This window comes from Cupriavidus yeoncheonensis (assembly GCF_905397275.1).
Lineage (GTDB): Bacteria > Pseudomonadota > Gammaproteobacteria > Burkholderiales > Burkholderiaceae > Cupriavidus > Cupriavidus yeoncheonensis.
In genome coordinates this window covers 22,344-46,845 of record NZ_CAJPUY010000021.1, presented here as the reverse complement: position 1 = coordinate 46,845, position 24,502 = coordinate 22,344, and the positions used below count along the sequence as shown (strand labels likewise).

At 62.7% G+C, this 24,502-nt stretch carries 36 protein-coding genes; 3 read left to right on the top strand and 33 right to left on the bottom strand.

Annotated elements, in window-relative coordinates:
• Window positions 1-36 precede the first annotated feature (36 nt).
• A complete protein-coding gene (locus tag KHO22_RS24985; RefSeq protein WP_211949853.1) occupies window positions 37-2,256 on the bottom strand; it encodes a cytochrome c biogenesis protein ResB in 2,220 nt (739 codons plus the stop codon).
• Window positions 2,257-2,412: 156 nt separating this feature from the next.
• Window positions 2,413-3,072, bottom strand: a complete 660-nt coding sequence (locus tag KHO22_RS24980) for a c-type cytochrome (RefSeq protein ID WP_211949852.1) — start codon at window positions 3,070-3,072, stop codon at window positions 2,413-2,415.
• Between the two features lie 451 nt (window positions 3,073-3,523).
• Here KHO22_RS24980 and yihA point away from each other — a divergent pair, with 451 nt between their 5' ends.
• The 3 genes from yihA (at window position 3,524) to KHO22_RS24965 (ending at window position 6,678) form a co-directional block, all read left to right on the top strand.
• Complete coding sequence (gene yihA, locus KHO22_RS24975) at window positions 3,524-4,210, top strand: ribosome biogenesis GTP-binding protein YihA/YsxC (RefSeq protein WP_211949851.1); 687 nt, start codon at window positions 3,524-3,526, stop codon at window positions 4,208-4,210.
• Window positions 4,211-4,476: 266 nt separating this feature from the next.
• On the top strand, window positions 4,477-5,469 hold the full coding sequence (gene hemB, locus KHO22_RS24970) for a porphobilinogen synthase (protein ID WP_211949850.1): 993 nt from the start codon (window positions 4,477-4,479) through the stop codon (window positions 5,467-5,469).
• Between the two features lie 15 nt (window positions 5,470-5,484).
• Complete coding sequence (locus KHO22_RS24965; RefSeq protein WP_211949849.1) at window positions 5,485-6,678, top strand: magnesium transporter CorA family protein; 1,194 nt, start codon at window positions 5,485-5,487, stop codon at window positions 6,676-6,678.
• Between the two features lie 164 nt (window positions 6,679-6,842).
• Here the strand turns inward: KHO22_RS24965 and dsbD are convergent, their stop codons facing one another.
• The 31 genes from dsbD to rpsJ form a co-directional block, all read right to left on the bottom strand.
• Window positions 6,843-8,759, bottom strand: coding sequence for a protein-disulfide reductase DsbD (dsbD, locus tag KHO22_RS24960; RefSeq protein WP_211949848.1), 1,917 nt, complete (start codon window positions 8,757-8,759; stop codon window positions 6,843-6,845).
• 48 nt (window positions 8,760-8,807) lie between these two features.
• Complete coding sequence (gene cutA, locus KHO22_RS24955) at window positions 8,808-9,188, bottom strand: divalent-cation tolerance protein CutA (protein ID WP_211949847.1); 381 nt, start codon at window positions 9,186-9,188, stop codon at window positions 8,808-8,810.
• A 107-nt stretch (window positions 9,189-9,295) separates the two neighbouring features.
• A complete protein-coding gene (rplQ, locus tag KHO22_RS24950; RefSeq protein WP_011299296.1) occupies window positions 9,296-9,691 on the bottom strand; it encodes a 50S ribosomal protein L17 in 396 nt (131 codons plus the stop codon).
• 143 nt (window positions 9,692-9,834) lie between these two features.
• Complete coding sequence (locus tag KHO22_RS24945) at window positions 9,835-10,815, bottom strand: DNA-directed RNA polymerase subunit alpha (RefSeq protein WP_211949846.1); 981 nt, start codon at window positions 10,813-10,815, stop codon at window positions 9,835-9,837.
• A 176-nt stretch (window positions 10,816-10,991) separates the two neighbouring features.
• The gene (gene rpsD, locus KHO22_RS24940) at window positions 10,992-11,615 is read right to left on the bottom strand and encodes a 30S ribosomal protein S4 (protein ID WP_211949845.1); all 624 of its coding nucleotides are present in this window, start codon (window positions 11,613-11,615) and stop codon (window positions 10,992-10,994) included.
• A gap of 290 nt (window positions 11,616-11,905) precedes the next feature.
• Complete coding sequence (gene rpsK, locus KHO22_RS24935) at window positions 11,906-12,304, bottom strand: 30S ribosomal protein S11 (protein WP_010812376.1); 399 nt, start codon at window positions 12,302-12,304, stop codon at window positions 11,906-11,908.
• A 24-nt stretch (window positions 12,305-12,328) separates the two neighbouring features.
• Window positions 12,329-12,694, bottom strand: coding sequence for a 30S ribosomal protein S13 (rpsM, locus tag KHO22_RS24930; RefSeq protein WP_010812377.1), 366 nt, complete (start codon window positions 12,692-12,694; stop codon window positions 12,329-12,331).
• Window positions 12,695-12,713: 19 nt separating this feature from the next.
• Window positions 12,714-12,830 (bottom strand): 50S ribosomal protein L36, encoded by a 117-nt coding sequence (gene rpmJ / locus KHO22_RS24925; RefSeq protein ID WP_008642959.1) that lies wholly within the window; start codon window positions 12,828-12,830, stop codon window positions 12,714-12,716.
• 30 nt (window positions 12,831-12,860) lie between these two features.
• Window positions 12,861-13,079 (bottom strand): translation initiation factor IF-1, encoded by a 219-nt coding sequence (gene infA, locus KHO22_RS24920; RefSeq protein WP_211949844.1) that lies wholly within the window; start codon window positions 13,077-13,079, stop codon window positions 12,861-12,863.
• A gap of 22 nt (window positions 13,080-13,101) precedes the next feature.
• Window positions 13,102-14,445 (bottom strand): preprotein translocase subunit SecY, encoded by a 1,344-nt coding sequence (secY, locus tag KHO22_RS24915; RefSeq protein WP_211949843.1) that lies wholly within the window; start codon window positions 14,443-14,445, stop codon window positions 13,102-13,104.
• 43 nt (window positions 14,446-14,488) lie between these two features.
• Window positions 14,489-14,923: a 50S ribosomal protein L15 gene (gene rplO / locus KHO22_RS24910; RefSeq protein WP_211949842.1), complete on the bottom strand. Its 435-nt coding sequence runs from the start codon at window positions 14,921-14,923 to the stop codon at window positions 14,489-14,491.
• Between the two features lie 22 nt (window positions 14,924-14,945).
• Window positions 14,946-15,128 carry a 50S ribosomal protein L30 gene (gene rpmD / locus KHO22_RS24905; RefSeq protein ID WP_010812381.1) on the bottom strand — a complete coding sequence of 61 codons (183 nt, stop codon included), beginning with the start codon at window positions 15,126-15,128 and terminating at the stop codon, window positions 14,946-14,948.
• A gap of 10 nt (window positions 15,129-15,138) precedes the next feature.
• A complete protein-coding gene (gene rpsE, locus KHO22_RS24900; RefSeq protein ID WP_006160449.1) occupies window positions 15,139-15,657 on the bottom strand; it encodes a 30S ribosomal protein S5 in 519 nt (172 codons plus the stop codon).
• A gap of 21 nt (window positions 15,658-15,678) precedes the next feature.
• On the bottom strand, window positions 15,679-16,035 hold the full coding sequence (gene rplR, locus KHO22_RS24895; RefSeq protein ID WP_211949841.1) for a 50S ribosomal protein L18: 357 nt from the start codon (window positions 16,033-16,035) through the stop codon (window positions 15,679-15,681).
• A gap of 11 nt (window positions 16,036-16,046) precedes the next feature.
• On the bottom strand, window positions 16,047-16,580 hold the full coding sequence (rplF, locus tag KHO22_RS24890) for a 50S ribosomal protein L6 (RefSeq protein WP_211949840.1): 534 nt from the start codon (window positions 16,578-16,580) through the stop codon (window positions 16,047-16,049).
• A 9-nt stretch (window positions 16,581-16,589) separates the two neighbouring features.
• Window positions 16,590-16,985, bottom strand: coding sequence for a 30S ribosomal protein S8 (gene rpsH, locus KHO22_RS24885; protein WP_010812384.1), 396 nt, complete (start codon window positions 16,983-16,985; stop codon window positions 16,590-16,592).
• Between the two features lie 27 nt (window positions 16,986-17,012).
• A complete protein-coding gene (gene rpsN / locus KHO22_RS24880) occupies window positions 17,013-17,318 on the bottom strand; it encodes a 30S ribosomal protein S14 (RefSeq protein ID WP_010812385.1) in 306 nt (101 codons plus the stop codon).
• A 9-nt stretch (window positions 17,319-17,327) separates the two neighbouring features.
• On the bottom strand, window positions 17,328-17,870 hold the full coding sequence (gene rplE / locus KHO22_RS24875) for a 50S ribosomal protein L5 (protein ID WP_211949839.1): 543 nt from the start codon (window positions 17,868-17,870) through the stop codon (window positions 17,328-17,330).
• Between the two features lie 25 nt (window positions 17,871-17,895).
• Window positions 17,896-18,204 carry a 50S ribosomal protein L24 gene (rplX, locus tag KHO22_RS24870; protein WP_011299306.1) on the bottom strand — a complete coding sequence of 103 codons (309 nt, stop codon included), beginning with the start codon at window positions 18,202-18,204 and terminating at the stop codon, window positions 17,896-17,898.
• A 9-nt stretch (window positions 18,205-18,213) separates the two neighbouring features.
• On the bottom strand, window positions 18,214-18,582 hold the full coding sequence (gene rplN / locus KHO22_RS24865; RefSeq protein WP_019451025.1) for a 50S ribosomal protein L14: 369 nt from the start codon (window positions 18,580-18,582) through the stop codon (window positions 18,214-18,216).
• A gap of 277 nt (window positions 18,583-18,859) precedes the next feature.
• The gene (gene rpsQ / locus KHO22_RS24860; protein ID WP_011299307.1) at window positions 18,860-19,138 is read right to left on the bottom strand and encodes a 30S ribosomal protein S17; all 279 of its coding nucleotides are present in this window, start codon (window positions 19,136-19,138) and stop codon (window positions 18,860-18,862) included.
• Window positions 19,135-19,329, bottom strand: a complete 195-nt coding sequence (gene rpmC, locus KHO22_RS24855; RefSeq protein WP_008642937.1) for a 50S ribosomal protein L29 — start codon at window positions 19,327-19,329, stop codon at window positions 19,135-19,137. Before rpmC ends, rpsQ begins: the two co-directional genes overlap by 4 nt.
• Before the next feature lie 11 nt (window positions 19,330-19,340).
• The gene (gene rplP / locus KHO22_RS24850; protein WP_010812391.1) at window positions 19,341-19,757 is read right to left on the bottom strand and encodes a 50S ribosomal protein L16; all 417 of its coding nucleotides are present in this window, start codon (window positions 19,755-19,757) and stop codon (window positions 19,341-19,343) included.
• A 2-nt stretch (window positions 19,758-19,759) separates the two neighbouring features.
• On the bottom strand, window positions 19,760-20,557 hold the full coding sequence (gene rpsC / locus KHO22_RS24845; RefSeq protein ID WP_211949838.1) for a 30S ribosomal protein S3: 798 nt from the start codon (window positions 20,555-20,557) through the stop codon (window positions 19,760-19,762).
• A 9-nt stretch (window positions 20,558-20,566) separates the two neighbouring features.
• Window positions 20,567-20,896, bottom strand: a complete 330-nt coding sequence (gene rplV / locus KHO22_RS24840; RefSeq protein WP_019451022.1) for a 50S ribosomal protein L22 — start codon at window positions 20,894-20,896, stop codon at window positions 20,567-20,569.
• A 9-nt stretch (window positions 20,897-20,905) separates the two neighbouring features.
• Window positions 20,906-21,181: a 30S ribosomal protein S19 gene (gene rpsS / locus KHO22_RS24835; RefSeq protein WP_211949837.1), complete on the bottom strand. Its 276-nt coding sequence runs from the start codon at window positions 21,179-21,181 to the stop codon at window positions 20,906-20,908.
• Between the two features lie 22 nt (window positions 21,182-21,203).
• Window positions 21,204-22,034 (bottom strand): 50S ribosomal protein L2, encoded by an 831-nt coding sequence (gene rplB / locus KHO22_RS24830; protein ID WP_211949836.1) that lies wholly within the window; start codon window positions 22,032-22,034, stop codon window positions 21,204-21,206.
• 2 nt (window positions 22,035-22,036) lie between these two features.
• Entirely contained in the window at window positions 22,037-22,351 is a 315-nt protein-coding gene (gene rplW, locus KHO22_RS24825) for a 50S ribosomal protein L23 (RefSeq protein WP_006576245.1), read from the bottom strand.
• A complete protein-coding gene (rplD, locus tag KHO22_RS24820; protein WP_010812396.1) occupies window positions 22,348-22,968 on the bottom strand; it encodes a 50S ribosomal protein L4 in 621 nt (206 codons plus the stop codon). Before rplD ends, rplW begins: the two co-directional genes overlap by 4 nt.
• 12 nt (window positions 22,969-22,980) lie before the next feature.
• A complete protein-coding gene (gene rplC / locus KHO22_RS24815; RefSeq protein WP_078198156.1) occupies window positions 22,981-23,631 on the bottom strand; it encodes a 50S ribosomal protein L3 in 651 nt (216 codons plus the stop codon).
• Window positions 23,632-24,171: 540 nt separating this feature from the next.
• A complete protein-coding gene (rpsJ, locus tag KHO22_RS24810; protein ID WP_006160488.1) occupies window positions 24,172-24,480 on the bottom strand; it encodes a 30S ribosomal protein S10 in 309 nt (102 codons plus the stop codon).
• Window positions 24,481-24,502 lie beyond the last annotated feature (22 nt).

Below are 24,502 nucleotides of genomic sequence, written 5' to 3'. Positions count from 1 at the left end.
TACCGGCGAAGATCGCCATTGCCCGGCCCGACGGATTCAATGCCGCGCCTGCGCCGGGGCGTCCTGGTCGGCCCCGGCCGCGCGGCCGATGTCGTCGCGCAAGGCGACGAATTCCTTCTCGAAGTCGAGCGTGCGGCGCTGGGTCGACATGGCCATCAGCACATGGCTGCCAGGCGCTGTCGCATCGGTTGGCGCGGTCGGCGCGGCCGGTGCAGCGGAGCCCGCATGATGTCCCGGATCCTTGATCCAGACCCACACTCTGCGCTCGCGGATATAGAACATCGAGAACACGCCCAGCACCAGCAGCAGACACCCAAGATACACGATGTTCTTGCCCGGCGCACGGGTCATCTGGAACACGCTGGCCTTGATTTGCTTGAAGTCGTCGAGCTGCAGGAAAACCGGCGCGCCATAGAAGAAGCTGTCCGACAACGCGTTGATCGACTGCTGCAGGAACGCTCCGCTCTGGACACTGTTGGGCACCACCGGCTGCTTGTCTTGCGCGCGTGCGAGCTGCCACAGCTCCCACATCGAGCCATTGAGGATCTTCAGCAGGACATCGGCAGCCTTCTGCTGCTCGGTCGCGGGAACCGATTTCTCGAGGAAAGCCGCGATCGCCGTGAAGCCGCCCGGCGGAGAGTCCGGGCTGGGGCGGGTGGCACCGGCAAAGAGATCCAGCGCGCGCAGCGCACTTTCTGCCAGCTGGCCGCGAAGCTCGGCCTTGTCCGCGCCGGGCATCGACGCCAGCGCGAAGCGGCGTGCCGCCTCGCCGCGCAGGCCGCGGTCCTGCAACGCGGCTCGCAGGCGCATCCAGTCAGCCACACTGCCCTGGTCGTCGGCCGGGATGCGCAGGTAACGGAATGGCTCGTTCGGCGACTCGCGCATGCCGGCCAGGAACACCGACTGGCCGTCGAGCTGCACCGGCACCATGTAGTTGTTGTACTCGCGCGCCTGGCCGTTGCGGTCGCGCAGCTTGTACTGCACCGACGGGCCGACGTTGTGCAGCGCCTTTTCCTTCTGCGTGTTGGCCGCGGCGCCCAGGTGCGACTCGAGCGTCTCGTTGAACGACTTGCGCGCCACGCCGCGTGCATCGGGCTTGCCCGAGGCATCGGTGACGTTCTCGATGTTCATCAGTCGGAAGTCGCTGAATTCGACCGTCAGGCCGTCCGCGTCGGCGGCCGTGCCCGTGGCGGTCAGCGGCGCATTGCCGCCGACAGTACCGGCGAACGGAAAGGTCCCGTGGGCACTGCCCTGCATCGGGTAGCCGACGAACTTGAGCTGCGAACCGCCGTCCTCGAAGCTCGACTGGTAGATCGCAACGCCATCGACGATCAGCGGCTCGTTGACCTTCACCGTGGCATGCGTCTGCTTGCCGGTGGCGCGGTCGGTCACGATCACATCCGACGCGAACAGCTTGGGCATGCCGGTCGGGTAGAAGTCGACCGTGAACTTCTTGAGGGTGATGTTGAACGGCAGGTCCTGTACCAGCGCGCCATCGGCGATGTTCAGGATGGCCGTGGATACCGTCGAGCCTTCGGGCACGAAGGCATTGCCGCGGAAGCCCGGGTTGGCCGCCGACAGTCGATGCTCCGGCGGGATCTCGCTGATGACAGCGTTGCCGCTGATCGGCGTCTTGCCGCCGAACCACATCTGGGCGCGGATCAGCATGTCGCCGTCGAGCAGGCCACCGATGCAGATCACCACGATCGCGGTGTGCGCCAGGATATAACCGAGCTTGTTGGCGGCGCCGGCCTTCGCTGCCAGCAGTGTGGCGCCATCATGCTCGACCTGCCGGGTTCGATAGCCGCGGTTGTGCAGCAGCGCATTCACGCGGGCCACGGCTTCGGTACGCGGGCGGGCCGCGTCGAATTCGCCGCGGTGATGGAAGGCGCGCAGGCTGCGTTCGCGCACATGATCCTTCCAGGACCGCATGTCGACGATCATCTTGGGCGCGTTGCGCACGAGACACAGGGACGTCGACACCACCAGGAAGGCCAGGATCAGCAGGAACCACCACGATCCATAAACCTTCTGCAGCGACAGCGCGTGGAAGACATCGGCCCAGAACGGCCCGAACTGGTTGACGTAGTTCGGGTACGGCTCGTTCTGCTTGAGTACGGTACCGACCACGCTGGCGATGGCGATCACCGTCAGCAGGGTGATCGCGAATCGCATCGAAGACAGTAATTCGACCGCGTCGCGCAACACGCGGTGTGGGGTCTTCAGGTGCAGGCCTGAAGTGGAAGCGGTCGACATGTGATGTGCAGCTATAAGCTTTGAAATAAAAAAGGGTGGACATGCTTGGCAAGCAGGCCACCCTCTTCGATTGTTGCCGACGCCATCGGTTGCATCCTGCTTCGTGCCCCGCGTTCGCGGAGCGGCAGGCCAACCGTCGGGCCGGCGCGGAACGACTTAGCGAACGCCGGCGACGTAGTCCGCCACGGCCTTGATCTCGGCGTCCGACATCTTGGCGGCGATAGTCGTCATCACCGGATTGTTCTTGCGGGTGCCCTGGCGGAATGCCACGAGCTGGGCTTCGGTGTAATCCGACCACTGGCCGCCGATGCGCGGGTACTGGGCCGGAATGCCGGCGCCGGTCGGACCATGGCAGGCGGCGCAGGCCGGCACGCCCTTGGCCGCGATGCCGGCACGATAGATCTTCTGGCCGGCCTCGATGGTGTCCTTGTTCTTGGCCGTGGCCGGCTTGATCGGCTGCTTGGCGAGATAGGCGCCGATGTCCTTCATTTCCTGGTCGTTCAGCGAGCCGGCCAGCGGCGACATGATCGCGTTGTTGCGCGACTTGTCCTTGAAGTTGGCGAGTTGCTTGTGGACGTATTCAGGATGCTGCGCGGCCAGCTTGGGGTTGGCGGCGGCGCCGCTGTTGCCGTTGGCGCCGTGGCAGCTCAGGCAGGCTGGGACATTGCGATCGGGCGCACCCTGCGTATAAAGCGTTTCGCCCTTTGCCGGATCCGCCTTCGCGGCGGCCTGCTCCGAGGCAGAAGCCAGACCGGTCATGGCGGTTGCAGGCAGGGCCAGCACCAGTACACCCAGAAGCTTCGCAATGCGGTTCATTCGCACACCTTGTCTGAATTGTTTTGAATACCGTAGTGCATGCCGGCGGGCGCTCTGCGGGCGGTGAGGACGCGCCATGCAAGGCCCTGGCATCGTGGTCGCGGCAACCGGGGAATTCCGGTCTGACGGGTGCGCCAGGCAAGCAGACCCCGCCTTTCCTGGCGCCGCTCACGATGGAACGGCAAACACGGCTCCCGTCCGGATGGATCGGGCCACCGGCAACGCGGTCATGGATGCACTGCGTCACCTGGTCAGGAGACCGTAAACCGGCGTATTGTACAATAAATAATGTGCCGGATTGATGCCATGGCGCCCCCTGTGCTGCGCAAGATCAACCTCCGGTGGCCTGGCCGATTCCGTGCCGCCAGCCTTACCACCTCGGCGTGACCGTAGTTGCACTCCCGCGCGATTCGCGCCGGCCGCAACCCGCCCGCCCCACCTGCGTCAACGCATGTCTCTCCTACACCAGGCCCGCTTCTTCACGACCGTCAACCATCTGCGCGACCTGCCCGCCACCGCGGTGCCCGAAGTCGCGTTTGCCGGACGCTCCAACGCCGGCAAGTCGACGGCCATCAATATCCTGTGCAACCAGAAGCGCCTGGCCTTTTCGTCGCGCACGCCGGGCCGCACGCAGCATATCAACTACTTCACCGTGGCCCCGGTCAAGGCGCCGGACCCGCTGGCCTTCCTGGTCGATCTGCCGGGTTATGGCTACGCTGAGGTCTCGGGTTCAGCCAAGTTCCACTGGCAAGGACTGCTCAGCGACTATGTGCAGAGCCGCACCCAATTGTCCGGCCTGATCCTGATGATGGATGCGCGCCGCCCCTTCACCGATCTCGATTGCCAGATGGTGGAGTGGTTCCTGCCCACCGGAAAGCCGATTCATGTGTTGCTGACCAAGGCCGACAAGCTGACCAACAGCGAAAACGCCAATGCCCTGCGCGAGACAAGGCAGATACTGGCCGGCTATTCGGAGCAACTGGGAACGCCGGTGCCGCTCACCGCGCAGCTGTTCTCCAGCCTCAAGCGCCGCGGCATCGAAGAAGCGCAGCGCGTCATCGCAGGCTGGCTGTCGCTGCCTGAAGCGCAGGCCGCGACGCCGGACCAGCCGCCCGCGAATCCTGGCGCCCCGGAGTAACGCAAGCATTTCGAGCGAGCAAAAAAAGCCCCGTTGCAAGCAACGGGGACAAACTTTCCCGCCGGTTAAGGCGGGTACCCGCTCAGGGAGGAGTAGCGGGGGACACCACGCCGCGCCAGGCGCAACGCAAGGTGTCCGCGAGTATGATAGCGGGCACACTCAAAAGTTTAGTTTTTCTGCACAACGCGCTCTGGCGCGTCCGCCGCCTGCCGGCGACGGGCCGCTTTCCGCATAATTCCCTCCTGAACTCCCCCCTTCAAGCTGCCATGTCTGCCTTTCCCGAGTACCGTCCCCGCCGCATGCGTCGCGATGACTTCTCGCGGCGCCTGATGCGCGAGCACCGCCTGTCGCCGGACAACCTGATCTACCCCGTCTTTATCCTGGACGGGCAGAACCAGCGCCAGTCCGTGGCATCCATGCCGGGCGTGGAGCGCGTTTCCGTCGATCTGCTGCTGCCGGTCGCGGAAGACTGTGTAAAGCTGGGTATCCCGGTGATCGCGCTGTTCCCGGTGATCGACCCTTCGCTGAAGACCCCCGACGGCATTGAAGCCACCAACGCTGAAGGCCTGGTGCCGCGCGCCGTGCGCGCCCTGAAAGACCGCTTCCCCGAACTGGGCGTGCTGACCGACGTGGCGCTCGATCCGTACACCAGCCACGGCCAGGACGGCGTGCTTGACGAGAACGGCTATGTGATCAACGACCAGACTGTCGAGATCCTGGTCAGGCAGGCGCTGGTCCAGGCCGAAGCCGGCGTGGATATCGTGGCCCCGTCGGACATGATGGACGGCCGCATCGGCGCCGTACGCATGGCGCTGGAAGATGCCGGCCAGATCCACACGCGCATCATGGCCTACTCGGCCAAGTACGCGTCGGCGTTCTACGGCCCGTTCCGCGATGCCGTGGGCTCGGCCGCCAACCTGGGCAAGGGCAACAAGATGACCTACCAGATGGACCCGGCCAACACCGACGAAGCGCTGCGCGAAGTCGCCCAGGACATCATGGAAGGCGCCGACATGGTGATGGTCAAGCCCGGCATGCCGTACCTGGACATCGTGCGCCGCGTGAAGGACGAGTTCCGCTTTCCGACCTACGTCTACCAGGTCAGCGGCGAGTACGCGATGCTCAAGGCCGCCGCGCAGAATGGCTGGCTGGACCACGACAAGGTCATGATGGAATCGCTGCTGGCCTTCCGCCGTGCCGGTGCCGACGGCATCCTGACCTATTTCGCGCGCGATGCCGCGCGCCTGCTTGCAGGCTGAGGCCACGCCGCGCGCATGGAGTTGCTAGGCTTCTCGGCCAGCCAGGTTCACCCGCTCGCCTCGCTGGCCGAGGCGGGCACGTTCCTCGCCGGTAATGCGGCGGCCCGCTTCGTCTGGGCCGATTTTCCCATCGAAGAGGTCTCGGCGGCCCCGGAAAGCTGGCGCGAGAGCATGCGCCAGCTCACCGGCGCGCCCATCCTGGACCTGCATCTGGTGGATGCCACCAACACCGCGCATCCGTCGTACTTCGACACGACGCATGCGTACGACATGGTGATCTTCCGCAAGCTGACCTTCGAGACCAGCCGCGCCATTGCCGAGGCGGCCGGCTCGGCACCGCCTGCGACAGAGGCTGCACCAAAGCCGCGCCGCCATCCGCCCGGCTTCCTGCCAGCACTGGCCCGGATCGACACGCAGCCGGTCACTTTCTTCGTCTTCGACAACGTGCTGGTCACCGTCCGGCCCGGTCCGTCGCGCACCGTCGACCAGGTCCGCCAACGCCTGCTGGAGCTTTGCCAGGAGCCACGGCCACAAGCCGCGTCAAGGGCGAACGGACAGGCACCGCTATTGCATGGTGTGCGGCCACCGAGCCGGCCCGAGGACCTGATGCTGCGCCTGCTCAACGCCATGGTCGACCGCTACCTGGATCTGCGCGCGCCGCTCACGCGGCAGCTCGACCGCTGGCAGCGTGCGCTGCTCAATGCGCGGCGAGGCTTCTCAAGCTGGGAAGGATTGCTCGATGCCCGCATCCAGCTGCGCAAGCTCGAACATCTGAGCGAAGAGCAGCGCGATGCCTTGCAGGAATTCCGCGACAGTGTGCTGGACAATCGCCTTAGCGCCGATCCGACCGAGCCCGCGGACAAGGCGCCAGGGCGGGACGAAATGTTGCTGGTCCGCATCAACGATCTGATGGAGCACATCCAGCGCGTGCTCGCGCACGCGCGGCGGCTCGAAGATTCGATCGAGTCCGCCGTCCAGATCCATTTCTCGGCGGTCGCCCACCGGACCAACCGCACCATGCGCACGCTGACGCTGATCACGGCGCTGTTCATGCCGCTGACGCTGATCACCGGCATCTTCGGCATGAACTTCGAACGCATGCCGTGGCTGCGCGAGCCCGACGGCTTCTGGTGGTCGCTCGGCCTGATGGGCGCGGTGGTGGTGGTACTGGGCGCCGTATGGGCGCTCGGACGACAGCTGGAGCGCTAGTGTCCTGAGTTGGAAGTTCGTTGCAGGAATAAGTCTGTCGAGAAGGCGTGCGAGCCTAGGAGTGAAGCGCAGCAAGGCTGGAGCCTTGCGAGCATTCGCGACGACGGATCGTGCGCCTTATCGGCAGACTTATGCAACGACCTTGTAATTCAGGACACCAAGTCTCAGGTGCTGGGGCGCGTGCCAAGCGCGCGCTCCAGGCTGTCCAGGAAACGGCCGGCGGACTGGTAGCCGATCACGCGCACCGGCCGTTCGCGGCCGTCGGCGCCGAACAGGATGATGCCCGGCGGTCCGAACAGGCCGAAGCGCTTGAGCAAGGCCTTGTCGTCGGCGTTGTTGGCCGTGACATCGGCCTGCAGCAGTACGATCTCGGACATACGCGAGCGCACCCGGGCATCCGTGAACGTCATCCGCTCCATCTCCTTGCAGCTCACACACCAGTCCGCGTAGAAATCGAGCAGCACCGGCTTGCCTGCGGCCGCGGCCTGCGCCACGCGCGCATCCAGCTCCGCGACGCTGCGAACGCGCTCGAAATGCACGGCCCGAGGACCAGCCGGCGCTTCGGCGGCGGCGCCTGTCACGCGCGCCAGGTTCAGATGCGCCAGCGGCTGCAGCGGGTCCCGCCCGCCGGAAGCCAGGCCCAGCAGCAAGATGGCGCCCGCGAGCGCAGCCAGCACGCCGAGCCCCTTGCCGAGCCTTGCCACGCCACGCGCTTCGGCGCCCAGCGCATCAAACGCGCCGAGGAATACCGCCGCCACGAGCAGCAGCGCCGCCCACAAGGCCATGATCAGCCACGCCGGCAGCACAGGCGTGACCATCCAGATCGCCACGCCCAGCAGCAGGAAGCCGAAGAAGCGCTTGGTGGCTTCCATCCAGCGCCCGGCGCGCGGCAGCAGGTTGCCCGCCCCGACCCCGACCAGCACCAGCGGAACTCCCATGCCCAGCGCCATCGCCAGCAGCGCGCTGCCGCCGGTCACCGCATCGCGCGTCTGGGCGATGTAGGCCAGTGCACCGGCCAGCGGCGCCGTCACGCACGGGCCTACGATCAGTGCGGAAATCGCGCCCATGGCGGCGGCACCGATCACCTGGCCGCCGCGCCGGCGGTTCGACGTAGCCGTCAGGCGGTTCTGCCATTGCTGTGGAAGCTGGAGCTCATAGAGGCCGAACATCGACAGCGACAGCGCCACCATCAGCGCGGCGAATGCAGCGAGCACCGCCGGCGTCTGCAAGGCCGCGGCCAGACCTTCGCCGAGCAGACCCGCGGCCACGCCGATCGCCGTGTACACCACGGCCATCCCAAGGACATAAGCCAGCGACACCACCAGCGCCCGGCTGCGCGTGGCGTGCTCTCCGACAACGATGGACGACAGGATCGGCACCATCGGCAGGACGCACGGCGTAAAGGTCAACAGCAGGCCCAGGCCGAAGAAGAGCGCCACGACGATGGCGAGGTTGCGGCTGGCGAGCACACCGGCAATGCGGTCGTTTTCATCAATGCGTGCGGAAGGTGCGGCGGCGTCCGTGCCCGGTCCCGCCGCCGGCGGCCGAGTCGTCGCCTCGCTGCGCGGGCTGTTGCCTAACAGGCTGCCCAGCGACACGGCGCCCACCTTGTAGACGCTCTCCATCGGCGGATAGCACAACCCCTTGTCGGCGCAGCCCTGAGACGTCACGACCAGCGACCACTTGCCGTCGGCTGGCGCAGACTGCACCGGCACCCGGATCACGACGGTGTCCCGATAGGTCTCCATCTCCTTGCCGAAAGTCTCATCGAACTTGACCTTGCCGGCGGGAAATTCAGGCTTGCCCAGGCGGACGGTATCGGGCTGGGCGGCAATGGCAAAGCGCTCGCGGTAAAGGTAGTAGCCGCTCGCCACATCGAAGCGCACTTCGATGGTCTGTGGGTCGATCTGCCGTGCGGCGAAGCGGAAGGCCTGATCGGGTGGCAGGAAATCCTCTTCCGTGGCCGCGCCAGCAGCTGCAGCCAGGCACAACCACGCCGCCAACATCGCCAGCGCTGCGGCAATATGCCGCGCCCAGCCCAACCGGTGTGACCGCTCTGACAGAGCAAAACCCATATTCATAGACCGTCCCGAATCCTTTTGTCGCTTCCGTAATCCCGGGCGCCGCCGTCATTCCGCACCATGTGCGGCGCCCCCCACTTCGTCACGCACCCACGCGAGATAAGGGCCAAAACCCTGACTAACGGGCCACGCGATGATCTCCGGCACATCATAGGGATGGTTCGCCCGGATGACCGCCTCAAGCGCCGCATAGCGTGCCCGCGTCGTCTTGGCCAGCAGCGGCCATTCCGTCGCCTGTTCCAGCTTGTCCTGCCACCAGTACTCGGATTGCACGGGCGCGAGACGGTTCACGCATGCGCACACGCGTGCCTCGAGCAAGGCCCGCGAAAGCCGCGTCGCGGTGTCCGCGTCGGGCAGGTTGGTCAGCACGGCGATGACCGCCGCATCGTCGCCATCGGCGGCTTGTTGTGAACTGGCACTGGCTTGCATCCGGCCCTCCGAATCCTGGCGCACAAAACAAAAGAGCCAGGCAAATTGCCTGGCTCGATTGTAAGCGGTGTGTCCGAACCCGTCGGAAGACGGGTTGGAACTCAACCTTACTCAGCAGCTTCTTCAGCCGGAGCTTCGGTGATTTCCGGACGATCCACCAGCTCGACCAGCGCCATCGGCGCGTTGTCGCCCTGACGGAAACCGAACTTCAGGATACGGGTGTAGCCGCCCGGACGAGCGTTGTAGCGCGGGCCCAGTTCGGTGAACAGCTTGGTGACCATGTCGCGATCGCGCAGACGGGCGAAGGCCAGACGGCGGTTGGCAACGGTGTCCTTCTTGGCCAGCGTGATGAGCGGCTCGACAACCTTGCGCAGTTCCTTGGCCTTGGGCAGGGTGGTCTTAATCAGCTCGTGCTGGAACAGCGAGTTGGACATGTTGCGCAGCATCGCGAGACGGTGCGACGAGGTGCGGTTCAGTTTCCGCAAACCATGACGGTGACGCATGATGATTCCTTTCAGATTAAGTGTTTGACCAGCTCTTCTATCGCCCCCTGGCGCAAACCTCGGGACGCGGGCCGGTAGTCATACGTGCCCCGGCCGGAACCGGGGCGGTTACCGCAACGCGAGGACAATGCCTCGCGCCGCAATTACTTGTCCAGACCTGCAGGCGGCCAGTTCTCGAGCTTCATGCCCAGAGTCAGGCCACGCGAGGCGAGGACTTCCTTGATCTCGTTGAGCGACTTGCGACCCAGGTTCGGGGTCTTCAGCAGCTCGTTCTCGGTACGCTGGATCAGGTCGCCGATGTAGTAGATGTTTTCGGCCTTCAGGCAGTTGGCCGAACGCACCGTCAGCTCCAGGTCGTCGACCGGGCGCAGCAGGATCGGATCGATCTGCGGTGCGCGGCTCGAAGCGGCCTCGGCGGCGGACTCGGTGCCTTCCAGCGCGGCGAACACCGACAACTGGTCAACCAGGATGCGGGCCGACTGGCGAATCGCTTCCTCGGGCGAGATCACGCCGTCGGTTTCGATGTTCATCACCAGCTTGTCCAGGTCGGTACGCTGCTCCACGCGAGCGGACTCGACGGCGTACGACACGCGGCGCACCGGCGAGAACGAGGCGTCCAGCACGATACGGCCGATCACCTTGCCCGACTCGTCGCCGAACTTGCGCACGTTGCCCGGCACATAGCCACGGCCTTGCTCGACCTTGATCTGCATATCCAGCTTGCCGCCGGCAGACAGGTGGGCGATGACGTGGTTCGGGTTGATGATCTCGACATCGTGCGGCAGCTCGATATCGGCCGCGGTTACGATGCCTTCACCGTCCTTGCGCAGCGAAACCGTGACTTCGTCGCGGTTGTGCAGCTTGAACACAACGCCCTTCAGATTGAGCAGCAGGTTGACGACGTCTTCCTGCACGCCGTCGATGGTGGAATACTCATGGACCACCCCAGCGATCGTCACTTCGGTCGGGGCATAACCGACCATCGATGACAGCAGCACGCGACGCAGGGCGTTACCGAGCGTATGGCCGTAGCCGCGCTCGAACGGCTCCATCACGACTTTGGCGTGATGATCGCCCAACGGCTCGACGGCGATGATTTTTGGCTTGAGGAGTGCTGTTTGCATTAGGTTGTCCTTTTCAATACCCTCGGCTCGTTACACCGATAAGGCTGACGTTTGGAACCTGAAAGACCCATCGTGCGATGGGCAATAAGCCCGACCGCGCGTATAGCGCGGCGGGCTGAAAGAGAGGCCTTGCGGGAATCGCAAGCTCGAACCGTTCTGTTCGGCGGTTCGGCTGATTAACGCGAGTACAGTTCGACGATCAGGCTTTCGTTGATGTCGCCCGCGATGTCGGCGCGATCCGGAGCCTGCTTGAAGGTGCCTTCGAACTTCTTGGCATCCACAGCGACCCAGGTCGGGAAACCCGACTGCTCGGCCAGCGACAGCGCTTCAGCGATACGCGATTGCTTCTTCGATTGCTCGCGGATGGCGATGACGTCGCCCGACTTGACCTGGGCCGACGGCACGTTCAGGGTCTGACCATTCACCAGGATCGCCTTGTGCGACACCAGCTGGCGCGCTTCAGCGCGGGTCGAGCCGAAGCCCATGCGGTACACCACGTTGTCCAGACGCGATTCCAGCAGTTGCAGCAGCTTTTCGCCGGTGTTGCCCTTGCGGCGGTCGGCTTCAGCGAAATAGCGGCGGAACTGGCGCTCGAGCACACCGTAGATGCGCTTGACCTTCTGCTTTTCGCGCAGCTGGTTGCCGTAGTCGGAGGTGCGGGCACCCGAGGTGCGGCCATGCTGGCCCGGCTTGCTGTCCAGCTTGCACTTGTCGGCCAGCGAGCGGCGCGAGCTCTTCAGGAACAGGTCGGTGCCTTCACGGCGGGAAAGTTTGGCCTTCGGGCCGATATAACGTGCCACGTTGTCTTCCTTTGTTCGATCACGGCGCCTTCTTGACGCGCCGCGAGTCCGCCAACGCTGTGCTACCGGGAATCCCCGGAGACCGTGACGGACGGTGGGCTTATGAAGCGTGCCCCGTTGCCGGGTGCGACGCGAAAAGCATTGTTCAATGCGCAGGCGTGCAATGCGCTTGATGCAGCATTCTCGCCGCGCAAAACGAAAACCTGCCGCATCAGATGCAGCAGGTCAGCGCGCGATACTACCATATCCGAAACCGGCAGGTAAACCCGCCGGTCCGGACACGCCAACGCTTAGATGCGGCGGCGCTTCGGCGGACGGCAGCCGTTGTGCGGAATCGGCGTGACGTCTTCGATGATCGCGATCTTGATGCCCAGCGCGTTCAGCGCACGGACAGCCGACTCACGACCCGGGCCCGGGCCCTTGATGCGCACTTCCAGGTTCTTGATACCCTGGTCTTGTGCCACGCGGCCGGCGTTCTCGGCAGCAACCTGGGCAGCGAACGGGGTCGACTTGCGCGAACCCTTGAAGCCCTGGCCACCGGCGGTCGCCCACGACAGGGCATTGCCCTGGCGGTCGGTGATCGTGATGATGGTGTTGTTGAACGAGGCGTGGACGTGCGCAATGCCGTCGGCAACGTTCTTCTTGACCTTTTTACGCGCGCGAGCGGCGTTATTCGGACCTTTTGCCATTAGTTTCTTCCTCTGCCTTCGGCTTTACTTCTTCAGAGCCACGCCGGCCTTGCGCGGACCCTTGCGGGTACGGGCGTTGGTACGGGTACGCTGACCGCGCATGGGCAGGCCCTTGCGGTGACGCATGCCACGATAGCAACCAAGGTCCATCAGACGCTTGATGTTCATCGTGGTTTCACGACGCAGGTCACCCTCGACCGTGACCTTACCCACTTCGTCACGAAGCTTTTCCAGGTCGGCGTCGGTCAGATCCTTGACCTTCTTGTCAAACGGTACACCGGTGGCCTCGCAAATCTTGCGAGCGCGCGAGCGGCCGACACCATAAATGGCCGTCAGGCCGATTTCGGTGTGCTTGTGGTTCGGGATGTTAACCCCTGCGATACGTGCCATTCGTCAATCCTCTTTCCGATTAGCCTTGGCGTTGCTTGTGGCGGGGATCCGACGAGCAGATCACGCGCACGACACCGTTGCGCTTGATGATTTTGCAGTTGCGGCAAATGCGCTTAACAGAAGCCAGCACTTTCATAATTTTCCTCTTCCTTCAATTCCTGTTCGCTCACTTCGTCCGGAAGACGATCCGTGCGCGTGACAGATCATATGGGGTCAGTTCGACCGTCACCTTGTCACCCGGAAGGATCCGGATGTAATGCATTCGCATCTTGCCGGAGATGTGGCCGAGTACTACGTGGCCATTCTCCAGTTTGACGCGGAACGTCGTGTTCGGAAGGCTTTCCAGGACCTCCCCCTGCATCTGGATGACGTCGTCTTTAGCCATACCTTGTCTGTACCGATCTGAATCAGCGCAGGGTCAGGTTGCCCTTAAAGTTCGCTTTCTTCAGCAACGATTCATACTGCTGCGACATGACGTAGGACTGAACCTGGGCCATGAAGTCCATCGTGACGACCACGATGATCAGCAGCGAGGTCCCGCCAAAATAGAACGGAACGTTCCAGCGCAGCACCAGGAATTCCGGCAACAGGCAGACCAGTGTGATGTAGATCGCACCAGCCAGCGTCAGACGCACCAGAATCTTGTCGATGTAGCGCGTCGTCTGCTCGCCCGGACGAATGCCCGGAATGAAGGCACCGCTTTTCTTCAGGTTGTCCGCCACTTCACGACTGTTGTACACCAGAGCCGTATAGAAGAAGCAGAAAAATACAATCGCAGCAGCGTACAGCAGGATGTAGACCGGCTGGCCCGGCGACAGCGTGGCAGCCAGGTCCTTGATGAACCTGCCAACCGCGCCCGTCGACTGGGACGTGAACCAGCCCGCAATCGTCGCCGGGAACAGGATGATCGACGATGCGAAGATCGGCGGAATCACCCCTGCCATGTTCAGCTTCAGCGGCAGGTGCGACGACTGACCGCCGTACACCTTGTTGCCGACCTGACGCTTGGCATAGTTCACCAGGATCTTGCGCTGGCCACGCTCGACAAACACCACGGCGAAGGTCACAGCGATCACGATCGCGACGATGAAGATCGACGCGATGATGCTCATGGAACCCGTGCGGACCAGTTCAAACAGTCCGCCGATCGCGTTGGGCAGGCCCGCCGCGATACCGCCGAAAATGATGATCGAGATGCCGTTGCCCAGACCACGTTCAGTGATCTGCTCACCCAGCCACATCAGGAACATCGTGCCGGTCACCAGCGTGATCACCGCCGTAGCCCGGAACATCAGGCCCGGATCGATTACCAGCCCTGGCTGCGACTCCAGTGCGACCGCAATCGACAGCGCCTGGAACGTGGCCAGAACCACGGTGCCGTAACGCGTGTATTGCGTGATCTTGCGCTGCCCTGCCTGCCCTTCCTTCTTCAGCGACTCCAGCTGCGGCAGCACGATCGTCAGCAATTGCATGATGATCGACGCCGAGATGTACGGCATGATGCCGAGCGCGAAGACGGTAAAGCGCGACAGCGCCCCGCCCGAGAACAGGTTGAACATCCCGAGGATGCCACCCGACTGACTCTGGAAAAGCTTCGCGAGCTGGTCCGGATCGATGCCCGGCACCGGAATATGTGCGCCGATGCGGTAAACGATCAGGGCCATCACCAGGAACATCAGCCGGCGCTTGAGGTCGCCGTACTTAGCCGTGTTCCTGGCTTGCGCGCTTGCATTGGGTTTCGCCGTGGCCAAACGATGCTCCGACTATAACTGCCTATGCTGCGATAAATGCCTGTCAGGCTGCGATCTGGCCGCCGGCGGCTTCGATCGCTGCCTTGGCGCCAGCAGTGGCGCCCAGACCCTTGATCGACACCTTGCGGGTCAGTTCACCGGCCTTGATGACCTTGGCGCTCTTGATCAGCTCGCCTACCAGGCCAGCTTGCTTCAGGACCAGCAGGTCGACTTCGGTCGCTTCCAGGCGCTCGATGTCACGCAGCGAGACTTCGGCCGTGAAGGCCTTGGTCAGCGACGTGAAGCCGCGCTTCGGCAGACGACGGTACAGCGGCATTTGACCGCCTTCGAAGCCCACCTTGTGGAAGCCGCCCGAACGCGACTTCTGACCCTTGTGACCGCGACCGGCAGTCTTGCCCAGGCCGGAGCCGATACCGCGGCCGACGCGACGCTTGGCGTGCTTCGAACCGGCGGCCGGTTTCAGGTTGTTCAGTTGCATCTTGCTCTCCGAAGTCCCGGTATCAGGCCAGAACCTTGACCAGGTACGAGACCTTGTTGATCATGCCGCGCACGGCGGGCGTGTCCTGCAGCTCCGACACCGAGTTGATGCGGCGCAGGCCCAGACCACGCACAGTGGCGCGATGATCCTCGCGCGTGCCGATCAGGCTGCGCACGAGTTGCACTTTTACGGTTTTCTGCGACATTGCGTTCACCTTAACCCAGGATGTCTTCGACCGACTTGCCACGCTTGGCGGCGATTTCGCCCGGCGTGCTCATCTTCTGAAGGCCGTCCAGCGTGGCGCGAACCATGTTGTACGGGTTGGTGGAGCCGTGCGACTTGGTCACCACGTTGGTGACGCCCATCACTTCGAAGATCGCGCGCATCGGGCCGCCGGCGATCACGCCGGTACCTTCCTTCGCGGGCATCATCAGCACCTTGGCGGCGCCGTGCTTGCCAACGACTTCGTGTTGCAGCGTGCCGTTCTTCAGCGAGACCTTGACCATCTTGCGACGGGCTTCGTCCATTGCCTTCTGAACTGCCACCGGCACTTCCTTGGCCTTGCCCTTGCCCATGCCGATGCGGCCATCGCCGTCACCAACCACGGTCAGCGCAGCGAAACCGAGAATCCGGCCACCCTTCACCACCTTGGTGACACGGTTGACCGAGATCATCTTCTCGCGGAGGCCGTCGTCGCGTTCGTCCTGTTGGACTTTTGCTTGCATCTTTGCCATGACGTATCTCTCTTTATGCGCTTAGAACTTCAGGCCGGCTTCGCGGGCGGCGTCTGCCAGGGCCTTCACGCGGCCATGGAAACGGAAGCCGGCGCGATCGAACGCGACGGTTTCCACGCCGGCAGCCTTCGCCTTTTCGGCGATGCGCTTGCCAACCGCGGTAGCGGCAGCGGCGGTAGCGCCTTTGCCATCCAGTTCCTTGCGCACTTCCACCTCGGCGGTCGAAGCCGAAGCCAGCACCTTGGTGCCGCACTCCGAGAAGACCTGGGCGTAAATATGCGAATTCGTACGGAACACGGTCAGACGATTGACTTTCATCTCCGCGATCTTGGCGCGGGTCTGACGTGCACGGCGCAAACGAGCGTCTTTCTTGTTCATCATTGCACCCCTTACTTCTTCTTGGTTTCCTTCAGGATGACGCGCTCGTCGCTGTAGCGAACACCCTTGCCCTTATAGGGCTCAGGCGGACGGTACGCGCGAACTTCCGCGGCAACCTGACCGACTTTCTGCTTGTCCGCACCCTTGATGATGATCTCGGTCTGCGTCGGCGTTTCCGCCTTCACGCCTTCCGGCATCTCATGGATCACGTCGTGCGAGAAACCAAGCTGGAGCTTCAGCGCAGCGCCTTGCAGCTGGGCACGATAGCCCACGCCAACGAGGTTCAGCTTGCGCTCGAAACCGGTGGTCACACCCTTGACCATGTTCGCCGCCAGGGCGCGCATGGTGCCTTGCAGGGCGTTTGCTTCACGCGATTCGTCAGCCGGCGCGAAGGTCAGCGTGTCGTTTTCGACATTGACCTTGACCAGGCTGTGAATCGGCTGCGACAGCGTACCCAGCGGACCCTTGATGGAGAGCACGCCAGCCGCCACGTTCACTTCCGCGCCTTTGGGCAGCGCGATGGGAGCCTTACCTACACGGGACATGTTCTCTCCTTAAGCGACGTAGCAGAGAACTTCGCCGCCCACGCCAGTTGCGCGAGCCTTGCGGTCGGTCATCAGACCCTGCGGGGTCGAGATGATCGCCACACCGAGGCCGTTCATCACTTGCGGGATGTCGCTGCGGCCCTTGTACACGCGCAGGCCGGGCTTCGAGACGCGTTCGATGCGCTCGATGACCGGACGGCCGGCGTAGTACTTCAGGCCGATGCTCAGTTGTGCCTTGCCGCCATCTTCCTGGACGGCGTAGTCGTCGATGTAGCCTTCGTCCTTGAGGACCTTGGCGATTGCCACTTTCAGCTTCGACGACGGCATGACAACCGACGCTTTCTGCACGCCCTGGGCGTTGCGGATGCGCGTCAGCATATCGGCGATAGGATCGCTCATGCTCATACTGTTTCTCCTGTAGCCTGTGCGTAATTACCAGCTGGCTTTCGTCAGACCCGGGATTTCGCCCTTGAAGGCGATTTCGCGGATCTTGTTACGCGCCAGGCCAAACTTGCGGAAGGTACCGCGGGGACGACCGGTGATCGCGCAGCGGTTACGCTGGCGGGTCGGGTTCGCGTTGCGCGGGAGCTGTTGCAGCTCGAGACGCGCGCTGTAACGCTCTTCTTCCGACTTTTCTTGGTCGTCAATAATGGCCTTGAGGTTGGCGCGCTTGGCGGCATACTTCGCCACCAGCTTGGCGCGCTTCTTCTCACGTTCAATCAGAGCCAGTTTAGCCACGGTTACCCCTTAATTGCGGAACGGGAACTTGAACGCGCCGAGCAGCGCCTTCGCTTCCTCATCGTTCTTTGCCGTCGTCGTGATGCTGATGTTCAGACCACGCAGTGCGTCGATCTTGTCGTACTCGATTTCGGGGAAAATGATCTGCTCTTTCACACCGATGTTGTAGTTGCCACGACCGTCGAACGAACGGCCCGACACACCACGGAAGTCACGCACGCGCGGCAGGGCCACGGTGACGAAACGATCGAGGAATTCGAACATGCGCTCGCCACGCAGGGTCACCATCGCACCGATGGGATAGCCCTGGCGGATCTTGAAGCCGGCGATGGCCTTCTTGGCCTTCGTCACCACGGGCTTCTGACCAGCGATCTTGGTCAGGTCGCCGACAGCATTTTCAATGATCTTCTTGTCATTGATCGCTTCGCCAAGGCCCATGTTCAGGGTGATCTTGGTGATACGCGGCACTTCCATGACCGACTTGTAACCGAACTGTTCGATCAGCTTCGGCACAACCTTATCTTTGTAGAACTCTTGCAGACGTGCTGCCATGCTCAACTCCTAAACGTGCCCAGAATCAAGCTGCCACGACGGCGCCGGTGGTCTTCAGCACGCGCACACGCTTGCCGTCTTCCACCTTGATGCCGACGCGCGACGGCTTGCCATTGGCATCCACGAGCGCAACGTTGGAAATATGCAGCGGCATGACCTTGTCGACCACACCACCGGTGGTGCCCAGCATCGGGTTCGGGCGGGCGTGCTTCTTCGCAACGTTCACGCCTTCCACTGCAACCTTGTCGCCAAGCACGGCTTGCACGGTACCGCGCTTGCCCTTGTCCTTGCCGGTCAGGACGATGACTTCGTCGCCCTTGCGAATCTTGTTCATGGCGGCTCCTTACAGCACTTCCGGAGCGAGCGACACGATCTTCATGAAGCGCTCGGTACGGAGTTCACGAGTCACCGGCCCGAAGATACGGGTGCCGATCGGCTCGAGCTTGTTGTTCAGCAGGACGGCGGCATTGCTGTCGAACTTGACGAGCGAACCGTCCGCGCGGCGAACGCCCTTGGCAGTACGCACGACAACGGCGTTGTAGATGTCGCCCTTCTTCACGCGACCGCGCGGCGCTGCGTCCTTGACGGTCACCTTGATGATGTCGCCCACGCTCGCGTAGCGGCGCTTGGACCCACCCAGCACTTTGATGCACAGCACTTCGCGCGCACCAGTGTTATCGGCCACTTCGAGCCGGCTTTCTGTCTGAATCATGGTGTTTGTCTTCCCAACTTAATCCGCCAGGTGCAAAAAACGCCCGTCGGTCAGTCTTGGTCCCGTCGGCTCCGGCTTTGCGCCAGCTCCGTATGGGTTGATCAACTTTGAGTCGGTAGGAACCTGGCACTCCCGACAGACGTCGAGGCCACCTGGCCCTGGCTCGCTCAACAGGTCCGCCCGGGTGGTACAACTAAGGCGAACGCAATAAAGCGGAAGTCCAGGATTATAACCACATAATCCTGGACTTGCAAGTCAAGCTAAGAACCTGTTGTTCTTAGATGACGCGTGCAGCCTCTACCAGCCGGGAAACCACCCAGGACTTGGTCCGCGACAGCGGACGGCCTTCCTGGATTTCGACCTTGTCGCCTTCCTTGTACTGGTTGGCTTCGTCGTGTGCGTGGTACTTCTTGGAACGCAGCACGTACTTGCCGTACAGAGGATGCTTGACGCGGTTTTCAACCAAGACCGTAACGGTCTTGTCCATCTTGTCGCTTACCACACGACCGACAAGGGTGCGGCGAAGCGACGTTTCCGTTTTTGCAGCTTCAGTCATTTCGCGTTGGCCTTCTCAGTCAGCACGGTTTGCACTCGCGCGATGTCCTTGCGAACCTTCTTCAGCTGGCTGGTGTTCTGCAGCTGTTGGGTTGCCTTTTGCATGCGCAGGCTAAATTGGGCCTTCAGCAGCTCGGAGAGCTCCTGATTCAGGCCTGCGGCGTCCTTGCCGCGAAGTTCGGATGCTTTCATCCCTGCTCTCCTTACGTCCCGACCTGGCGCACCACGAAATTGGTGGCGATCGGCAGCTTGGCAGCCGCGAGGCGGAACGCCTCACGTGCCAGATCTTCGCTCACACCATCCATCTCGTAGAGCATCTTGCCCGGCTGGATTTCAGCCACGTAGTACTCCGGATTGCCCTTACCGTTACCCATACGGACTTCGGCGGGCTTCTTCGAGATCGGCTTGTCCGGGAAAATCCGGATCCAGATGCGGCCGCCACGCTTGATGTGACGGGTCATCGCACGACGTGCCGACTCGATCTGGCGAGCCGTCAGGCGGCCACGGCCCATGGCCTTCAGGCCGAATTCGCCGAAAGACACGGCGTTGCCACGGGTAGCTTTACCCGTGTTGCGGCCTTTCTGCTCCTTGCGGTATTTTCTGCGCTTCGGTTGCAGCATCGTTATTCTCCACTCTTCGCATCTGCGCCAGGCGCAGCGCGGCGACCGGCACCGGCGCCACCGCGACGGTTGCCACCCGGGCGGCCTTCGCCTTCACGGCGGCGGCCTTCCGGACGACCCGGACGACGACGACGGTCGTCTTGCGGCTCTTCCACCACCGGCGCGTCATTGCGGCCGAGGTGATCACCCTTGTAGACCCACACCTTGACACCGATGATGCCGTAGGTGGTTTCTGCCTCGGAGAAGCCGTAGTCGATGTCGGCGCGCAGGGTGTGCAGGGGCACACGGCCTTCGCGGTACCACTCGGTACGTGCGATTTCGATACCGTTCAGACGACCCGAGCTCATGATCTTGATGCCCTGGGCGCCAAGACGCATCGCGTTCTGCATGGCGCGCTTCATGGCGCGGCGGAACATGATGCGGCGCTCGAGCTGCTGGGTGATCGAATCGGCGATCAGCTGAGCATCGGTTTCCGGCTTGCGGATTTCCTCGATGTTCACGTGCACGGGCACGCCCATGCGACGCTGCAGTTCAGCCTTCAGCAGTTCGATGTCCTCACCCTTCTTGCCGATCACCACGCCCGGACGCGAGCTGTAAATGGTGATACGGGCATTGCGGGCCGGACGCTCGATGACCACGCGGCCAACCGATGCGTTCTTGAGCTTCTTCTTCAGAAACTCGCGAACCTCGATGTCTTCTTTCAGCATGCCGGCGAACTTCGTATTGTTGGCGTACCAACGCGAAGCCCAGTTACGGCTGACGGCCAGACGGAAGCCAGTCGGATGAATCTTCTGTCCCATCGTGACTCCTTAGTTGCCGAGCGTCACAGTGATGTGACAAGTTTGTTTCTCGATACGGTTGCCGCGGCCCTTTGCCCGTGCCGTGAAGCGCTTGAGCGAGGTTGCCTTGTCGACGAAGATCGATTTGACCTTCAGTTCGTCGATGTCGGCGCCTTCGTTGTGCTCGGCGTTGGCGATGGCCGATTCGACCACCTTCTTCACGATCCCAGCAGCCTTCTTCGGGCTGAAAGCCAGGACATTGAGCGCGCGCTCGATCGGCAGACCACGGATCTGGTCAGCGACCAGGCGCGTCTTCTGGGCGGAGATGCGGGCACCGCGATGAATCGCTTTCACTTCCATGATGGCACCTTACCTCTTCGCTTTCTTGTCAGCCGCGTGGCCCTTGAACGTGCGGGTGAGCGCAAATTCGCCGAGCTTGTGGCCAACCATGTTTTCCGTGACATACACCGGCACGTGTTGACGGCCGTTGTGCACGGCGATCGTCAGGCCAATGAATTCCGGCATGATGGTCGAGCGGCGCGACCACGTCTTGATGGGCTTCTTGTCCTTGCCGCCTGCGGCCGTTTCCACCTTCTTCAGCAGGTGGGCGTCGCAGAACGGACCCTTTTTAGCGGAACGAGTCATATCTTTAGCTCCTACCTACCGATTAGCGCTTGTGGCGCTTCTGGACGATCATGCTGTCCGTGCGCTTGTTGCTGCGGGTGCGGTAGCCCTTGGCCGGGGTACCCCACGGCGACACAGGATCGCGACCGGCAGCGGTCTTGCCCTCGCCACCACCGTGCGGGTGGTCGACCGGGTTCATCACAACGCCGCGGACCGTCGGGCGGATACCGCGCCAACGGGTCGCACCGGCCTTGCCGATGACGCGCAGGCTGTGCTCTTCGTTGCCCACTTCACCGATGGTGGCGCGGCACTCGATGTGCACACGACGCACTTCACCGGAGCGCAGACGCACCTGAGCGTACAGGCCTTCGCGAGCCAGCAGCACGGCGGAACCGCCAGCAGCACGGGCGATCTGGGCGCCCTTGCCCGGCAGGATTTCCACGTTGTTGATCGTGGTACCAACCGGAATGTTGCGGATCGGCAGGTTGTTGCCAGCCTTGATCGGGGCTTCCGCGCCGTTCAGCAGCGCCTGGCCAGCAACCATGCCCTTGGTGGCGATGATGTAGCGGCGCTCGCCGTCGGCGAAGAGCACCAGCGCAATGTTCGCGCTGCGGTTCGGATCGTATTCCAGGCGCTCGACCTTGGCGGCGATGCCGTCCTTGTCGTTGCGCTTGAAGTCGACCACGCGGTAGTGGTGCTTATGACCACCGCCCTTGTGGCGGGTGGTGATATGACCATTGTTGTTACGACCCGACTTCTGGAATTGCTTTTCCAGCAGCGGAGCGTGGGGAGCGCCCTTGTGAAGGTCCTTGTTGACCACCTTCACCATCGAGCGACGACCCGGGGAAGTCGGCTTGGTCTTGACGAGTGCCATGATTACTTGGCCTCCGCTTCAAAATTGATTTCCTGACCCGGCTTCAGCGAAACGTAGGCCTTCTTCACGTGGTTGCGACGCCCCATGAAACGGCCAAAGCGCTTTTGCTTGCCCTTCTGGTTCAGGATCTGAACGGACTGCACCTCGACCTTGAACAGCAGTTCGACGGCGGCCTTCACTTCTGCCTTGTTGGCATCGCGAGCCACTTCGAACACGACTTGTTCGTTCTTGTCGGCGACCAGGGTTGCCTTTTCGGAAACCACCGGCGCGAGCAGCACCTGCATCAAACGATGATCGTTCTTGGCTACTTGCGTCATTTCAGCAACTCCTCGATCTGCGCGACGGCTGCCTTGGTCACCAGCACCTTCTTGTAGTGCACGAGCGACAGCGGGTCAGCCTGGCGCGGCTCGACAACTGCCACGTGCGGCAGGTTGCGCGAAGCCAGGTAGAGGTTTTCGTCGAGGCTGTCGGTGATGATCAGCACCGAGTCCAGGCCCATGGCCTTGAACTTGTCGGCCAAGAGCTTGGTCTTGGGCGCGTCGACGGTGAAACCGTCCACCACATTGATACGGCCTTCACGTGCGAGCTGCGAGTAAATCGAGCGCATGCCGGCACGGAACATCTTCTTGTTGACCTTCTGGGTGAAGTTCTCTTCCGGCGAATTCGGGAAGATACGGCCGCCCCCGCGCCACAGCGGCGAGGAAGACATACCGGCACGAGCACGGCCCGTACCCTTCTGGCGCCACGGCTTCTTGGTCGTGTGCTTGACCTCTTCACGATCCTTCTGCTTACGGTTACCGCTGCGAGCGTTGGCCTGGTAAGCGACGACGATCTGGTGAACGAGGGCCTCGTTGTAGTCACGGCCGAACACTTCGGGCGAAGCGTCTACGCCCGCGCCGATCTGGCCATTGTCCTGGAGGAGCTTGAGTTCCATTACATGCGCTCCTTAAGCTTTGGCTTTGGCCTTGACGGCCGGGGTAACGATGACCTTGCCGCCCTTGGAGCCGGGGATCGCGCCCTTGACCAGCAGCAGCTTGCGCTCTGCGTCGATCTTGGCGATCTCCAGGTTCTGCACGGTGCGGGTGACATCGCCCAGGTGACCGGTCATGCGCTTGCCCGGGAACACGCGGCCCGGATCCTGCGCCATACCGATCGAGCCCGGCACGTTGTGCGAGCGCGAGTTACCGTGGGAGGCACGGCCGGAGGCGAAGTGATAGCGCTTGATGGTACCGGCGTAGCCCTTACCGATGGACACGCCCTGCACGTCGATCTTCTGACCGACTTCGAACAGGTCGACCGACAGCGAACCGCCAGCTTGCAGTTCGGCAGCCTTGGCTGCATCGATACGGAATTCGCGGATGATTTCGCCAGCTTCCACGCCGGCTTTGGCGAGATGACCCGCCAGCGGCTTGGTAACGCGGCTTGCGCGTCGGGCGCCGAAGGTGACTTGAACGGCGGTGTAACCGTCGGTCTCGTCCGTCTTGATTTGCGTCACGCGGTTGTCGCCGACCTCGACCACGGTAACGGGAATCGAATCACCGTCGTCCGTGAAAATACGGGTCATGCCAACCTTGCGACCTACAAGGCCAAGGCTCATGGTTTGCTCCATTCCCAGCTGCGATTGGCCGGGGCTGATTGATACACGAAAACTGTGTTTGCGCAGTTGCGCTGTCGGGTTGCGCTAAAAAGACTGCGCGAGGCCAAAACGGCCAACCCACCACCCGGAGAAACGGGTAGCCTTACACTATAGCCCAGTGCTTTGGAAAGGGCAACATGAATTGCCGAATTCCGCCTGGAGTTGCGCCTTCAACCACAGCATCCGGGCAAATTGCGGCGCGAAGCAGACTTTCGGCGGCGCGATAGCCGCCGATGCACTCCGTTCAGGCCGCGAGGCGAACGAAATCCCCGCCGTAAAACACCAGCGGTTCGCCGTCTGATGCCGCGACGTCTTCGACGGCCCCAACGATCAGCAGGTGGTCGCCTACCGGCTCCGCGCGCTCGACGAGGCCGAGACCTTGCGGCGGCGCGGGCGAGGCTGACCCACGCGAGGCGCGTCTGTCAGCCGCAAAACAAAAACGGCGAACCGAAGTTCGCCGTTTCTTCCTGCAGCAGGCCGCTGGCGCGGCCCGAAGCATGATTACACCTTGATCTCGACATCCACGCCTGCCGGCAGGTCGAGCTTCATCAGCGCGTCAACGGTCTTGTCGGTCGGGTCGACGATGTCCATCAGGCGCTGGTGGGTGCGGATCTCGAACTGATCGCGGCTGGTCTTGTTGACGTGCGGCGAACGCAGGATGTCAAAGCGCTGGATGCGGGTCGGCAGGGGCACCGGGCCCTTGACGATCGCGCCGGTACGCTTGGCGGTATCCACGATTTCGGCAGCCGACTGGTCAATCAGGCGATAGTCGAAAGCCTTCAGGCGGATACGGATCTTCTGGTTCTGCATGATATTTCCTTAAAAGAGCGAT